Below are 16,224 nucleotides of genomic sequence, written 5' to 3' on the forward strand. Positions count from 1 at the left end.
CGTGAAGAAGCTTGAAAACTAAAATCCTGTCCAACATAACGAATTTTATATTGGACAGGATTTTTTGTAATATAGAAATAGGTGTTTTTATGGTTGGTTTTATAAAAGCAGATTCTATTGTTTCTTATTTGGTTTTTCTACCAGTTGCCCCAACCAGTATTCGTGGACGTTGGTTTCCATCCGGATTGGTCTAACCACGCAGCTCTCTTTAGAAGGAAGTTTTGTAAAATTGTAATCTGTTCTTCCCAGGTTTGAGTGGTCTGAGTGGCAAATCCACCTACAGTAGCAGTGTTGAGAATATTCCATTTCTGGAAGTTTCGTTTTGCTGCATTGTTTAATGGTGTAGATAACTCTGCAACCCTGGCGGTTAACTGTTCATCTGAAAGAGGACCCTTTCGTAACTCTTGCCAGCGGGCACTAATCTTAGCCTGAAAACTTGGGTCCTTCATCAATGTGTAGTACCAGTCAGTAGTAGAACTAAATCCACCAAACATTGGCTGGAACTGCCAACCTTGTATAGTAGCCCCCATACCGGTATAGCAGTCATATCCGAGGTCATAGTCCCATAGAGGGCCAGCTGTTAGTTTTTGATTACGGTCTTTGTATAGGCGTGTACTACGCATATATGCGTCAACTTCACGAGCTAGCTCGTTTTGAATAATGTAATTTACAAAGGAATCAACATCAATGTATGCAGGATAGCCAGTTTGTGGATCAGATGGATTCGAACTGTGAATTGAGTTGTGCACATTTTGGATGTAATTGGTTATCCATGTAAGTTGCTCAGGTTGCAGATCATTCGGTTCTGTGACTTCAAGGTCACTCCAACCACTACCTTTGATCAGAGGCTCTTCAGCTGCGGACATGTTGAACTGAAGAAGGTATCCGCCCGAAATATTAGGTTCTGTCAAATCAGTTTTCTTAAGCTTTGAAAGGTTGAGTCGGTTAGAGGATATTTCCGGAGTTTCTACAAGTAAGTAAACACCTTGGTAGTCATCAGCAGATAAGGGCTGATTGTCAAAGTTAAGGTACACTTCGACAAATGAATATTTAGGTACAGCTAACCCCATATCTTCTCCCAAACCATAAGCTAATGCATTACGGATCAGGGACTTGTCTGGATAAGGTGACAGCAGTGCCCAGTCGCCATCAGCAGGCATACCCATTAATGGATACTTGGTGTCTTTGTCCTCATTGTTCCTTAACTCGAGTCGGTATGGTGTCTTTTCAAATTTGGATGATGACTGTCCGCGTATATGGAACCCGGCGCGTGTGGCAATAGTTGGAGTTTGTAACACAGAAGTTTCATTGTTATTTGGCTCCATGAGCATAAAAGCAACGTCTTTGTATTCGTCTCCAGGTTTACCTTTGCCATAAGCATCTAAAATCAATAGAGGGATATCGTGCTTGGCGTCGATCGAACTTGCAACATAAATTGCAGTACCCATTGCACCACTTGCAGTTCCGTTAACAAAAGACTGAGCTCTTAGCTGAGTTGTGGTTGTAAAGACTAAAGCATTTGTATATACAGTTGAGCTGCTGGTTGGAACACTGCCATCGGTGGTGTAGCGGATTTCAGCGTCGGCAATTTTGGAACTTAATGTTACCGAAATTTGATTCTTAAAAGTTCTGCTAGGCACAGAGAAGTTAATATCCCCAATCAAATTTGCGGCTTCTTCGGTTAATGCTGGATTTGAAGTTTGAGCAGGAAACGAAGAAATAGTTCCTAACAAATAGCTTCTAAATAATGCAAAGTCAATGGAATTTGTTGAACCATCACCATTTAAATCTGATACAGAAGTATCAATAGTAGTTGAAACACCTAACAGGTGACTTCTCATTAAAGCAAAATCAATTGAGTTTACTTTTCCGTCAGAGTTTAGATCGCCGTATAATGGAGCTGCGGCAACAGGTGTAACGGAAAAAATATTTGCTGCAAGCGCAATAGCTAATGAGAAGATTAGAAAACGACTTTTTTTCATACCTCAATAACCTCCTAATAATTTATAAAATTGTTGCACAAGATTTTAGAACACTCAAAACATATTTCTGTTACCTGACGTGTTAAAATAAAGAATATATAACAGAAAATGTATATTTGATTATATAAAAACTCTGCAACTTATATACAGTAATTATCATTTTAAAAAATAACAGTTTTGTAGCAAAGAATAATCAGAAAGAGATTCATTTTGCTAAGGAATAGCTGAAATAATACTTAGATATGAACAGATGTAGATATATGTAAGCATAAAAGATTGGTATACTTATAACCATCATTGATTATAGAAAATAATATAGCTGCAAGTGTAAATCTTAGAGCTATGCAGAAAAAATACTTTTTGATGTTCACTGATTTTTCAATTCAATTAACAAGGTTCAAACGCCTACCATTTGTAAATTAATACATATAGAATATACCTAATTATAGAAAATATCAATTAAGTAATACAAAAAATTCTGACTACATAAGAATTGTTATTAATTAATAGAAGGCGTTGAGTTAACCTATACAGTTCAATTCGAGCCGATAACATAGCAATATTTACAACCATGCAAGCACTTCATACCGTTAATATTTTTGGAGTATATACCTATTTCCCTGCTATAGGTACAGCCACATGATCCCCTTTGACCATTATCCTTTGATTTTTTTACTTTACCGCCAAAAAGCTTTTCGAGCAGTTCACCATCAATACAATGTCCTTTATTAATACCTTTGACCTTTTCTATAGTAGGGCTGGCACAGGAATATAACGAAATACCATATTCTTGTGCTACTCTAACCATTTGTGTAAAAAATGCAATTTGCTTTTCTTCATCCAAATGAATTACATCAAGCCCACTTTTTCCTATTTTAGCTTTAACATGTCCATACAGCGATAGATATGACGTTGTAACACGGCAATTTTCCATACCAAGTGCCTTTAAATCCTTACAAAGCTGTTCAAAAGCAGTTAACCTTGCCCTTTCAGGCATATCAAAGGTGGGATTTATTTCACCTTTAGTAGAAATAATAACCGGATCAAATCTTATATTAAACTGCTCTGGTGCATATTTCTTCAGCAATCCTTCTAAAGTTTTCAGGGTAGTTTTGTACTCAGGTACATTAGGTTCAAGGAATTTGGAATAGTTGTTAACTGTATATTGGAAGTAAAGGTTATATTTATCGAGATGCCCAGGATTCATTAATACATTCTTAAAATCCTTACTCCATAGCACAATGGAGTGGACACTCGAAGGTCTTAGGTCTACAGTATATTTTTTGTTAGGAAACATAGGATTAGGAACTTCAACCGACTCTTTAGCAAGAGCTTCCTGTAACCAATCATAGAAAAATGCCGGTATATCTGTTCTTCTTGATGCAGAAATTACAGTTTTGGCTTGTTTATGACCTTCGTTCTGTTTTACTTCTTCTCCAAATATACTTAATTGATTTAGCATTAAAATGATCCTTTCAATTAACGACTTCTCACATAGGGGAAATTATCAAAGTTCTTCTCGAAAAACTCATGAAGTTCCCTCGAATACATAAGACAGTTTTTGTCAACAAACATCCAGTTACAATCATCTGATGCCATTGTAATATCCATTGTTCTTCCATCACTAAAAGTAAGTGTAAGAAGTCCGTCAAGCGGACAACCACCAGCCTGAGTTTGTTTAGCCCCACAAAGCCCTTTTTCAATTTCTTCAATAAGAAGCTTATCCTCTATTGTAGACTCATAGGTTCTCGTGTTAGTTCTAAAGCTGTATTTTGCTTTTACAATTCCTTTAAACTTTGAAGTATCGAATATTTCATAACCATATTTTTCTTTTGCCAATTCAAGTATCATTTCTGCAAGAACAGGGTTTTTATAATATTTACCGCCACTTGCAATAGTTTGTTTATCGTCACATACGTGATACCAGTCTTCGCCGTCTTCCCCTAACACTAAATACAAATTTACAGTATTATAAGATAATTCATCTTTTGATTTCTTGGACCTTTTAATCTCTTTTCCTAATTTTATAGCTTTCTTCATCTCTCTAACTTCTTCATCACTTAATTCATAACTTAAGTTTTCACTTCGATGGTAAGACCAAATGTAAACGCCTTTTTTTACTTCAACAGCTTTATTCTCATCTTTTGGATAATCAGTCAATAACATATCTATATTAGTGAACTTTTCAAGCTTCCCGATTGGCGCTGATGAATATCCGACGTATCCATGTTTATATTCATAGTCGAATTCAGGATAATTGTCATTCCCTCTAAAGTACAACAAGTCATTATGACTTCCTGTAACAGGCATTAGAAGCTCATTGAAAACTATCTCTGTTTCTTTTCCGGAAACATCAAATTTATAACCTCGTATATTTTCTTTGTAGTTTAATTGGATAATAGTTTCCTTTTCCCTCATTTTGTTGTCATCTTCCGGAACAAACTTATAATTTGCATAATCAAGTTTATTAACAAATCTTGCATCTATAAGCCTTATAAGCTCATCTCGCCTTTCCCAATCCAGATCGGCATAGCTAAACTGTGTTGCATTATGAAAAATTGAAATATAATCTGGCAAAGGAAAGTTTTTAGGGTTATACGGCTTAAAAAGCTTGCCTTCACGCTCTAGCGTTCCTTTAACTATCATATTATCCAAAACAGCCTTTACATTAGGTTGAATTTCACCACCAACACAAAAGCTACCAAGACTCAGAATCAGTTGCTCGCTCTTCTCATCCAAACGGTCCAAGTATACCCCAATTTCAGGCGGAACCATCGAATAAAGGGCTGACCAAAAAGCTCCCTGATATATTTTTTCTCCATCAGCCACTACTACAAATCTGCGCTGCAAAAGCTCATTGGTTATCTTGCCGGTATTTTTTATTTTCACACTGTGCAGATCCCAATTATATGAAATAATATCATCTTTAGAAAGCAGAGGCTCATTCTCCAACTCAAGTGATGCCAAATCTGCCACTTCGCTAGTGTATTTCTGATTACTTCCCTTAACAAGGTAAATTTCCATTCCACTCGTTTTCGTCTTCACCACATCAGTTTGCGCCTTGTTACCACCCTTATTTTCTAAAGGTTTACTACTTGTGTTCCCTCCATTTGGATTGGTAAGCAGAACCACTCCTAATGTGACAAGAGCTAGTGCAGTTATTACAATCGCCCAAAAACCTCTCTTTTTGTAATTCATAATGCCTTTAATTCTGCTTTTTATGCTGCTCTCCCCAAAAGCTAAAAGCCCGCCATTCAAATAAGAATTCTGCCTGACTGAAAGATTTATAAGTGAAGTTGCATAATCGCTTCTAATATCAGCATCAGATACATCAATTACTTTTTCATCGCAGGACATCTCCATATCCTTTTGTGAAAGGAAAAAACATAACCATATTACAGGGTTAAACCAATGGATGCACATCGCTAAAACCGATAAGGGCTTTATTAAATAGTCAAATCTTTTTATATGTATAAGCTCATGAGTTACAATATGTTCAAGAGCTGATAAATCACTCCCCTGTACTAAAGACAAAGGCAGTATAATCCGTGGTTTAATAAGACCACACACTATAGGGGTATTTATTACATCAGAAGAAAATAAATGGATTTTCCTTCTCAATTTGAGCCGTCGGCTTACTTTATTTACAATTCTGTCATAACTATATATGACTGCTGTTTTAAGTCTTTTTACAGTACCAAGATACATTATAACGCTAATTGCGATGAGAATTACAGTTCCTAGAATCCAGACTATAGCAGCTAGAAACATTACAACTTGTTTTGAATCAATGTGCTCTTTTTGTTTGCCTGACATAGATGTTTCATTTTTACTTGAAAATTCATCCTTACTCTGATTTGTTTGAGCTGCGTTGCTATACTTTGTTTGAAGCTTACCACCAATATTTGTCTGTACTTCGCTATTGTATGGAATATACCGTATTACTCCAATGTTTTGTGAAACATTAGTCCTAGCAGGTATATGTGACGCAGGCAAGACATTAAATATGCTGAATACTGCTCCAAAATAAACAGGAACTAATAATCTTACCAATAGAATTGACCATGCAGCATAACTAAATACCTTAGGCAGCTTATTTTTCAACATTTGCCTGACAGTTAATATCATTATGGCAACAACTATTGCTGTAAGGCTCATATTCAATACTGACATAAAAATGTTCTCAAGCACACAATCACTCCTTGTCATCATATTCTTTTACTATTTTTTTAAGCTCTTCAATCTCATCCTTAGTCAACTTTTCCTTATGTAAAAAAGCACTAAAAAATAATTTCAAGGATCCTCCGTATATTCTATCTATGTGTTCTTCAGTTTCAGCTTTCATTACTTGCTCACGATTTACCAAAGCACTGACCATTGTGTTCTCATTTTTTATGGCACTACGTTCGCAAAGCCTTCTTATGACGGTGTATGTAGTTGACTTTTTCCAGCCAAGCTCGTCAAATGCGATTTTAGCAAGATCTGTGCTTGATATTGGTTCATTGTCCCATATAATATTCATAAACCTGTATTCCGCATCAAATATCTTAATTTTATCCACTCTTTAATCCTCCAATTTCGATTTAATGCATTAAACCAATTAAAATAAGTTTAATACATTAAACCTCTGTTGTCAATATTTACATACCAATATGAACCGAGTGAATTCTACTATAAAAACTCATTAATTATGTATTAACAAAAGCTTACGTAACTGTAGCCTCAAAAATTCTGACTACATAAAAATTATAAATACTAAGAATATTATTGAATTAATGGAAAAATAATGGAAATAATCATAGTGAAAGAATTACTTTATATTTCCGGATGGAAGTTATTATTTTTCAAAAATAGAATTTATAATTAAAGTAATAATTGGAGGACTATCGTGGCGAAGAGTAAGAAAAAACTAAAAGTTATTCCCCTTGGAGGACTGGGGGAGATAGGAAAGAATATCACTGTATTTGAATATGGTGATGATATTTTTGTAGTTGACTGCGGCACAGCATTTCCGGACGATGAAATGCTAGGTATAGATCTGGTATTGCCGGATGTAACATACCTGATAAAAAACAAAGACCGCGTAAGAGGAATTATAATTACTCATGGACATGAGGACCATATTGGAGGATTGCCTTATGTGTTGAAGGAGGTCAATGTTCCTGTATTTGGCAGCAGGCTTGCACTTGGATTGCTGGAATATAAGCTGGAAGAGCATGGAATTCTCAATAAAAGTAAACTCCAGCCTGTAAAGCCTGGTCAGACTATTGAGTTGGGTGTATTCAAAATCGAATTTATCAGGACAACTCACAGCATAGTAGATGCCATGGCATTGGCTATTCATTCTCCGGCTGGCATAGTTGTACATACATCGGATTTTAAGGTTGACTACACACCTATTTCCGGTGAACCAATTGATCTTCCGCGTTTTGCAGAACTTGGCCAAAAAGGTGTTTTACTTCTGATGTGCGATAGCACCAATGTTGAGCGCCCGGGTTATACTATGTCGGAAAGAACTGTAGGAGAGACTTTTAATGACATATTCCGCAATGCAAACAGCAGGATTCTTATTGCAACTTTTGCTTCCAATGTACATAGAATTCAACAGATAGTTAATGCAGCAGTAAAGTTTGAACGTAAGATCGCATTGTGCGGCAGAAGTATGGTAAATGTATGTAATAAAGCGATGGAACTTGGGTATTTGACAATACCGGAAGGTACCCTGATAGATATTGAATTGACAAGGAACTACAACAGAGAAAAGATTGTAATTATTTCTACAGGTAGTCAGGGTGAGCCTATGTCCGCACTGTCAAGGATAGCGGCAGGAGAGCACAGACAGGTAGAAATAGTTCCTGGGGACTTAGTTGTGATTTCCGCTACACCTATTCCCGGGAATGAAAAATCTATATCAGGAGTAGTAAATGATCTGTTTAAAAAGGGTGCTCAGGTTATATATGAATCTCTTGCTGAGGTCCACGTTTCAGGCCATGCATGCCAGGAAGAGCTCAAACTGATTCACAGATTGGTAAATCCTCAATTTTTCATGCCTGTTCATGGAGAGTACAGACATTTGAAGCGGCATGCCGACCTTGCCCATAATCTGGGGATGGATGAGGAAAAAACTTTAATTATGGAAATTGGGCAGGTACTTGAGATAGATGCAGATAATGCAAAGATTAAAGGAAGCGTGCCTTCGGGTAAAATCCTTGTTGATGGTCTTGGTATTGGAGATGTTGGCAATATTGTATTAAGAGACAGAAAGCATCTGTCGGAAGACGGTATGATTATAGCTGTCGTTACCATTCAGAAGGAGACAGGTAATATTCTTAACGGTCCGGATGTTCTTTCAAGAGGTTTTGTGTATGGAAGGGAATCGGAAGAATTTATGGACGATGTAAAACAGGTTTGCATGGATTCGATGATGAAAGGCGGCGGTAGGAATTTGGCTTCAAAAAAGAATAGAATTAAGGAGACGATGAGAGATTACATATATCAAAAAACGAAACGAACGCCGATGATAATTCCGATAATTATGGAAATCTAACAAAATCCAGATTGGAGCAAGTCTCTGATCTGGATTTTTAATGCCTAAGAAATTTGTGAAACAAATGCTCTCATAGCACAGTTTAAATTTTAAAAGAGTTGTATTTGTTTTTGGAATTTGTTAGAATGTATGTATAAAATCTGATAGAAGAAATTAGGATGGAAGAATGATTTGAGTGTTTTTTAAGGGGAAAAGCCATTTTGTGACTAGGTCTTGTAAGTGCTTGATGATGTTGGTGTACTCTTAGATCCGAACTGCTTTTCTTATAAAATTCTTTTAATATCTCTATAGAGAAAATCACAATACTTCCCGATGATTTTTATGGTGTGGCATCATAAAAAAATGAGTCCAATCAAGTGTGGGTATTATTGCACTTGAGGTTTTATAGTAGTTCAAATACTCAGAGCAAGGAGAAAGATATGGAACCATGTATTCAACTCAAGCAGGTAAGTAAGGAATTTAAAATTTTGAACCGGAGGCAAGGGTTAAAAGGAAGTATCAGAGACCTTTTCTCAAGGGATTATAATATTATTAAAGCAGTAAATAGCGTTTCGATGGATATTATGCAAGGAGAAATCGTAGGTTATTTAGGTCCTAATGGAGCAGGAAAATCCACGACAATTAAAATGATGACGGGTGTACTTGAACCGACATCGGGTGAAATAATGGTAAACGGAAGAATTCCATATAGAAACAGAACCCAAAATGCCCAGGAGATAGGTGTTGTTTTTGGACAGAGATCGCAGTTATGGTGGGCGTTGCCGGTAATAGAGTCATTTGGAATATTAAAAGATATTTATCAGATAGAGGATAAAGCTTACAAAGACTTACTGGACTATTATGATTCTCTGGTGGATGTAAAATCTCTTTATAAAAAGCCGGTGAGGCAGCTGTCTTTAGGTCAGAGAACATTGTGTGATATTTTGGCAGCTTTTTTGCATAATCCAAGTGTAGTGTTTTTGGATGAACCGACTATTGGTTTGGATGTATCAATGAAAAGTAAGATTCGTGATTTGATTAAATCTTTAAATCAGGAAAAAAAGACGACAGTCATTTTAACTACACATGATATGGGCGATGTTGATGCTCTATGCAAAAGAATTGTAATTATTGATAAAGGGTCAGTTCTTTATGATAATAACATTGAAAACTTAAGAAAGTTTTTTGGGGCCTATAGGACCTTGAAAGTTATGTTTGGAAATGAGGCACCCGGTCGCAATCAAGAAATAATGAAAGATGCAGCAGTAAAATTACAGGAGCAACTTTGTGAACGCTTTCCCGATGCTAAAACTATTTCGGTTTCGGTGGATGAAGAGTGGATTAATGTATTGATTAATGAAGATGAAGTTCCTATGATGAAAGTGTTAAACTATATTCAGGAAATATGGAAGATTCACAATGTAAAGTTAGAGGAGATATCTACCGAAAGTATAATCAAAAAAATATACGAAGGAGGGGTAAGATGAGCAAATCGGCATACCCTTCCTTAAGAAAATATAAGACTTTAACCCGTGCGGGTATTATGGAAGCATTGAACTTCAGAGCCAGTTATATAGTTGCTATAGTAGGAAACTTGGTGTATTTGGTTGTTATATACTACTTATGGAAAGCAATTTATGCTTCAAGTAATACTGAGATTGTAAATGGAATGACTTTTCAGGATACTATGATATATCTTGTTTTGGCAGCTGCGTTAAGCGGTTTCTTAGAGGTATATCTGATCTGGGGATTAGGGCGTGATATTCAGACTGGTAAAATTGTACTGAATATTATTAAGCCTATGGACTTTCAGATTTATACTTTTTTTTACTATTCAGGTAATTATGTTATGGCATTTTTTACTACATTCTTACCGACTTTTGTTCTGGTATATTTCTTGACTGGTGGAGCTATTCCAATTGGAGTTAATTTATTGTTCTTTTTGGTTAGTTTGGTTTTCGGGTTACTCATTAATTTTTGTATTGATTATTTTGTGGCAACTATTTGTTTATATACTCAATCTACATGGGGAATCAATATAATGAAGGAAGTTATTGTACTTTTTGTTTCAGGAGCAACAGTTCCGCTTGCTTTTTTTCCGGAACCACTAAAAACTATTGTAGGATATCTTCCGTTCCAGGCAATATACAATACACCTCTGCAGTTTTTAATCAATGAGTCCTTATCAATGAATGATTGTATAAAAATGCTGTTATTGCAAGTCTTTTGGGTGATTGTGACGATATCATTAAGTCGCTTGTTTTGGAAAAAATCACTTAAAATAATAACAGTAAATGGGGGTTAATGCTATGAAAAGAAGAGGGATAGCTTATTATTTTCATATATACAGAAAAATTCTGGTGCAGGATATTAAAAGTAAAATGAGTTACCGTGCTGACTTTATAATTTCCATGATTGGAATGCTTTTTGTAAATATATCCGGGTTCCTTGCGTTCTGGGTTACATTTCAGAATTTCCCATCAATAAATGGGTGGACTTATTATGACATGCTTTTTATGTATGGTTTTTCTTTATTGGCGTTGACTCCTGTCCAGCTTTTCTTTGATAATAACTGGAGTTTGAGGCACTATGTCTATTCGGGTGATTTCATTAAGTATTGTTTTCGGCCAATTAATTTGTTTTTCTATTATATTTCCGAAATATTTGATATTAAGGGTTTGGCGCAACTTTTATTTGGAGGTATTACGTTAGGTTATGCATGGAATAAAATTGGATTGGACTTTTCGGTTCTGATATTTATAAAATTGATTATTGCGTTAATAACTGCATCACTTTTTATGATTGCACTGAATAATATATCGGCAGCAACTTGCTTTTGGATTTTGGGATCTGCGTATATTATGATACTTGTAAACAAAGTTAAGGATTATGCGAGATATCCGATCACTATATACAACTCGGTTTTTCGTTTTATATTTACTTTTATAATTCCAATTGCGTTTATTGCTTATTATCCAAGTCTTGCTTTCCTAAGGCAAAATGACATACCAATGCTTACATACCTGTCTCCGGTAATTGGGGTGATTTTTTTCTATATAAGTTATAAGATTTGGATGAAAGGTGCAACATCATATAGCGGTACTGGGTCATAACGTTAAAATAGTATAATAATAAGCCGGAACTTGGGCATATAACAATTGCTGCGTTCCGGCTTCTTTATTTGAGGCATTCGCGAAGCAATGTCCTATAATCGAATAGGGATAAATGTCCCTCAAAGATTTTTAATCTGTAATTCAATCATATTCTTACTATCGAATAAAGTGAAAGAAAATGTGAAGGATATAATTGTGATATAATTTAGAACAAAGTAGTTATTGGGAACGGCTAGTGTTGAAAATGTAGGGTACACCGATTATTCTATATTTCTTCTTAAAAATTAAAAGAAAGAGATGACAAAATGATACAATCAAGTTTTGAAAATTATAAATTAAGCAGTGAGTTATTGAAAGCAATTGATATGTTAAATTACAAAAGTCCTACAAAAGTGCAGGAGATGGTTATACCTGCAGTATTAGAGCATAAGGATGTAATTGTAAAGTCTCAAACCGGGAGCGGAAAGACTGCTGCATTTGCCATTCCTATATGTGACTTGGTGGATTGGGATGAAAATAAACCTCAAGTATTGGTGATTACACCGACAAGAGAGCTTGCTATCCAGGTAAAAGAAGACATCTTTAATTTGGGAAGGTTCAAAAGGCTTAAAGTTTCAGCAATATACGGGAGATCTTCTTTCTATAATCAGGAGAAGGAACTTAAACAAAAAACGCATGTAGTGGTCGGTACACCGGGGCGAATTATAGATCATTTGGAAAGAGGCACCTTTGACACTTCAAAAATTAAGTATCTTATAATAGATGAAGCTGATGAAATGCTAAGTATGGGGTTTGTAGAACAGATTGAAGACATAATCGGTAAGCTGCCGGATGAGCGCACGACTATTTTGCTGTCTGCTACATTACCTAAAGACATAGCTGTTTTATGTGATAAATACATGAAGAATCCTGTATATGCTGAAATTGAAGAGGAAAATAAGGCAATAGATAGGATAGTACAGGAGAGATATGAAGTAGATGAAAATGATAAGTTGAATCTTTTGAGAGATATAACAACGTTGGAAAACCCGGATAGCTGTATAATATTTTGCAGTACAAAGATAAAGACAGATGAGCTCTTTGACGAGCTGGCAAAACTAAATTATACTTGTGAGAAGATTCACGGTGGGATGGAGCAAAGTGACAGATTGAGAGTTATGAATGATTTCAAACAGGGCTATTTCAGATATCTGGTTGCAACGGATGTTGCGGCAAGGGGAATAGATATTGACGATATTTCGCTTGTAATAAATTATGATATACCTCAAGACAAAGAAAGCTATGTTCACAGGATAGGAAGAACCGGACGTGTTGACAGAAATGGTAAGGCAATTACTTTTGTAACACCGGATGAAAGTAAGTATTTAGATGATATTCATAAATATATAGGCAAAGAGATTGAATTGAAAGAAAGGCCGGATAAAGAAGCTGTAAAGGATAAAGAACAGGAATTTATAGAAAAAATGAATGGTGCACCTGAAATTAAACAAAGAAAAGGTGAACAGCTAAGCCGCGACATTATCAAATTACATATAAACGCAGGTAAGAAAACAAAAATGAGACCAGTAGACGTTGTAGGTACGCTTTGCAGTATTGAAGGAATGTCAGCAGTAGATATAGGGATTATCAATATAGCAGATGTATCTACATTTGTAGAAATACTGAATAACAAAGGTGAAATGGTACTGAAGGAGTTGCAAAAGAAGCCTATAAAAGGCAAATTGCGCAAGGTGAAAAAAGTTGAGATTTGAATGATGGGGAATAATGTAATTTGCCAAATTCAAAAGAGAAGTGAGCTTTGAATGTGTGTGGACCCGCATTATACTATTTTGGGTAAAAAGGCTGCTACAATACTAACTTGCTTAGTTCAGTTATGCCCCTGTTAGTGATTTTAAGAGACTTTGTAGAGAATAATAAAAGTTTCGTTTAATCCATCGACGAAAAACTTTACTAGATTTTCCTTGCTGGAAACCAGCAGAAAATATCAGTGGACCATACTGAGGCAAAAATATTATTATTCTACCAATTGATTTTTCTTGTCATAATGCTGAGGTCTTCTGAGTAAATAAACAATAAACTCTATCAACCTAGATATCAAAAAAGCAATTATGTATATTATTGTTTTGATATATGTAGAATCATTGCATAATAGTACATTTTTTGCTATTATTTGAGTTGGGATAATTGGAAACCTATGGGTACAATAATGATCAGTTCTATATCAAAAAATCTTGCATAAAGGGGTTACCATATGGACTATGAGGGGGAATATAGAGGTTGCTATATTCACGGATGCAAAGAACGTACAGATTTTGATGGAATTGCATATACAATTAGTGTATTAGAAAAGAATAATTTAAATGAATATTTATTTACTGAAACAATTAGAATGACTGGAACAGCAATTGTTATTCAGTTTAAAAGACGTGATGCAAACAGTTTAGCATTTGAAAATATTAAAAGAGTACTGATTAGTAAAGTAAAGGCTAGGATTGATTCTGGTTTTTTTGAGCATGGTGAAAGATATGTAGAAGATATTAGATCAAAGAATGTTAATGAACAATGCATTGAATTAGAAGATAGCAAAATAAAATATTATATATTAAAAACTTTAAGTAATATACGAAGGTCAGACTCTACTACATTTAAGATGTATACATTTCAAATATTAGGGTTTGTTAACCTTTTCAAATGTACAAATGAGTCGCTTTTTTTTAACTTATCACTTCTTCATGAAGAAGGCTTTATTGATAGTGACTCGGAGGAAATTACTGAAAAGAGTAAGTCTTATATTACTAGTAAAGGTGTAAGTCTTTTTCATGAAATGGAAGAGAAAAACAAAGTAAAAAAAGATACTAAAAAGGAAGAAGGTAGTCAATATATGCCAGATAAAACTGCTGTATTCGTTATACATGGTAGAAATGATAAAATACGTAAATCTATGTTTGATTTTTTACGTAGCATAGGTTTAAAACCAATTGAGTGGAATCAAGCAATTACTTTGACAGGTAAGCCAAGTCCATACATTGGTGAGATATTAGACGCTGCTTTTGAACATGCACAAGCAATAGTATCTCTTTTTACACCTGATGATGAGGCAAAGCTTTTACCTCAATACAGTTACTCCGATGACAAGGAATATGAGACTAACTTGACGCCACAAGCTAGGCCAAATGTTTTATTTGAGACTGGAATGGCTTTTGGAAAAGATCAGAACAGAACAATAATTATTGAAATAGGTAGTTTGCGTCCTTTTAGTGATATAGCAGGGAGACATGTAGTAAGATTAAATGATACTCCTGAGAAACGAAAGGAATTAGCAACACGCCTTAAGTTAGCTGGGTGCGAAATTGATATTGATGGTACTGATTGGCTATCTACTGGAGATTTTAACATCAAATAGTATTTACAAAATTTCTGTCAGTCTGCCGAATATTCAATATACCTAACACCGCATTGACAAGCAGAATAAACAAAACACAAAAACTATAATGATTTTTTCCAGTCTAGCTATAGAGCTTTAAGAATAGCCACAAAATCCGATTTGAAGCTGTTTTTAAAGCTCTATAGCTAAATCAACAAAAAGTACTCTTTGCTTAACCAAAAAGTCCAGAGCAAGCATCTAATAGATTATAACCTGTTTTTAGGTGTCTGAACAGCCAAGATTTTTAGTAGATGAGATTCTAAAAGAAAAAGATTTTCGTTTCGCTTTTAGAATGTGCCTTGCAAAAAAACAGTCAATACCTATCAATTCGATAGAATATTTGTAAGTGCTTCAAAAGATGACGTCTAGCTATATCACGATCATTGCGATAAGCTAATGGTGTCATTTTTTGAAGCACTTTTTATGTTTATGATTCAGCCTGCATTCTTCCGGTAAATCCTTTGACCAAGGCAGGTACTTGTCCAGAAGTTCTGGGTGGTTTTTAAAATCTGTATTAGGCATTGCTTCAAGGATATATTTTAGATACTCATACACATCCAAAATATTTGCTTTAGCAGATTCCACCAATGTATAAAGGATCGCATTAGCAGTTGCTCCCTTTGGAGTGTCAGCAAAAAGCCAGGCTCTTCTTGCTACGGCATATGGTTTGATATTTGCCTCGCAAAGATTGTTGGAGATGGGAAGCCTTCCGTCTTCTAGAAATGTTTCAAGATACTTTTTTTGATTCTTAGCATAATTTAGAGCTTTTGTCAGGTTCTCATTTGTAGTAGAAATTGCAGAGGTCTCTTCAACCCATGACCAAAAGGCATCAAGAATGGCACGTGACGCCTCCTGACGCTTCTCTTTCTTTTCGTCATATGACAGTTCCTTTATCTCATCTTCCAGTTTGAAGAGAAGATTGATGAATTCCCTTCCTTCAGCTCCTTTGGAACCCGAGATCTCTTTTCCTTTATTGTCCAGCGGAATACTTTCTATGAAATAGCGTCGACAATGAGCCCAACAAAGATTTCTTTTAATGTTCTCCGCTTTCTCATAAGCACTATACGCATCCGTGGTTAGATATCCATGAAACCCTTGTAATAGTTGCTTTGCAACATCACCGCTTTCGGCTTCTGAATTAGTGGAAGAAAGCTGCCTTGATCTCTTCACAAGCTGCAC

Annotated in this window: 11 protein-coding genes; 6 read left to right on the plus strand and 5 right to left on the minus strand. The window is 35.4% G+C overall.

The window, feature by feature from the left end:
• Positions 1–137: 137 nt before the first annotated feature.
• The 4 genes from ACECE_RS0221540 to ACECE_RS0221555 form a co-directional block, all read right to left on the minus strand.
• Complete coding sequence (locus ACECE_RS0221540) at positions 138–1,982, minus strand: CotH kinase family protein (protein ID WP_010251000.1); 1,845 nt, start codon at positions 1,980–1,982, stop codon at positions 138–140.
• A 535-nt stretch (positions 1,983–2,517) separates the two neighbouring features.
• Entirely contained in the window at positions 2,518–3,444 is a 927-nt protein-coding gene (locus ACECE_RS0221545) for a DUF1848 family protein (protein WP_010251002.1), read from the minus strand.
• 17 nt (positions 3,445–3,461) lie between these two features.
• A complete protein-coding gene (locus ACECE_RS29760; protein ID WP_010251004.1) occupies positions 3,462–6,173 on the minus strand; it encodes a M56 family metallopeptidase in 2,712 nt (903 codons plus the stop codon).
• Between the two features lie 4 nt (positions 6,174–6,177).
• The gene (locus ACECE_RS0221555; RefSeq protein ID WP_010251006.1) at positions 6,178–6,543 is read right to left on the minus strand and encodes a BlaI/MecI/CopY family transcriptional regulator; all 366 of its coding nucleotides are present in this window, start codon (positions 6,541–6,543) and stop codon (positions 6,178–6,180) included.
• A gap of 327 nt (positions 6,544–6,870) precedes the next feature.
• On the opposite strand from ACECE_RS0221555, the gene ACECE_RS0221560 reads away from it, so the two are divergent.
• The 6 genes from ACECE_RS0221560 (at position 6,871) to ACECE_RS29765 (ending at position 15,024) form a co-directional block, all read left to right on the plus strand.
• Positions 6,871–8,529, plus strand: a complete 1,659-nt coding sequence (locus tag ACECE_RS0221560; protein WP_010251008.1) for a ribonuclease J — start codon at positions 6,871–6,873, stop codon at positions 8,527–8,529.
• 419 nt (positions 8,530–8,948) lie between these two features.
• Entirely contained in the window at positions 8,949–9,995 is a 1,047-nt protein-coding gene (locus tag ACECE_RS0221565) for an ABC transporter ATP-binding protein (protein WP_010251010.1), read from the plus strand.
• Positions 9,992–10,813: an ABC transporter permease gene (locus ACECE_RS0221570; RefSeq protein ID WP_010251012.1), complete on the plus strand. Its 822-nt coding sequence runs from the start codon at positions 9,992–9,994 to the stop codon at positions 10,811–10,813. Before ACECE_RS0221565 ends, ACECE_RS0221570 begins: the two co-directional genes overlap by 4 nt.
• 4 nt (positions 10,814–10,817) lie before the next feature.
• Positions 10,818–11,621, plus strand: a complete 804-nt coding sequence (locus tag ACECE_RS0221575) for an ABC transporter permease (protein WP_010251013.1) — start codon at positions 10,818–10,820, stop codon at positions 11,619–11,621.
• A 305-nt stretch (positions 11,622–11,926) separates the two neighbouring features.
• The gene (locus ACECE_RS0221580) at positions 11,927–13,372 is read left to right on the plus strand and encodes a DEAD/DEAH box helicase (RefSeq protein ID WP_010251015.1); all 1,446 of its coding nucleotides are present in this window, start codon (positions 11,927–11,929) and stop codon (positions 13,370–13,372) included.
• 500 nt (positions 13,373–13,872) lie between these two features.
• Positions 13,873–15,024, plus strand: coding sequence for a TIR domain-containing protein (locus ACECE_RS29765; protein ID WP_010251017.1), 1,152 nt, complete (start codon positions 13,873–13,875; stop codon positions 15,022–15,024).
• A gap of 423 nt (positions 15,025–15,447) precedes the next feature.
• On the opposite strand, the gene tnpC is transcribed toward ACECE_RS29765, so the two are convergent.
• A partial coding sequence (gene tnpC, locus ACECE_RS28515) for an IS66 family transposase (protein ID WP_235715993.1) occupies positions 15,448–16,224 on the minus strand: 777 nt, incomplete at its 5' end.

It is taken from the genome of Acetivibrio cellulolyticus CD2, assembly GCF_000179595.2.
GTDB classification, from domain to species: Bacteria; Bacillota; Clostridia; order Acetivibrionales; family Acetivibrionaceae; genus Acetivibrio; species Acetivibrio cellulolyticus.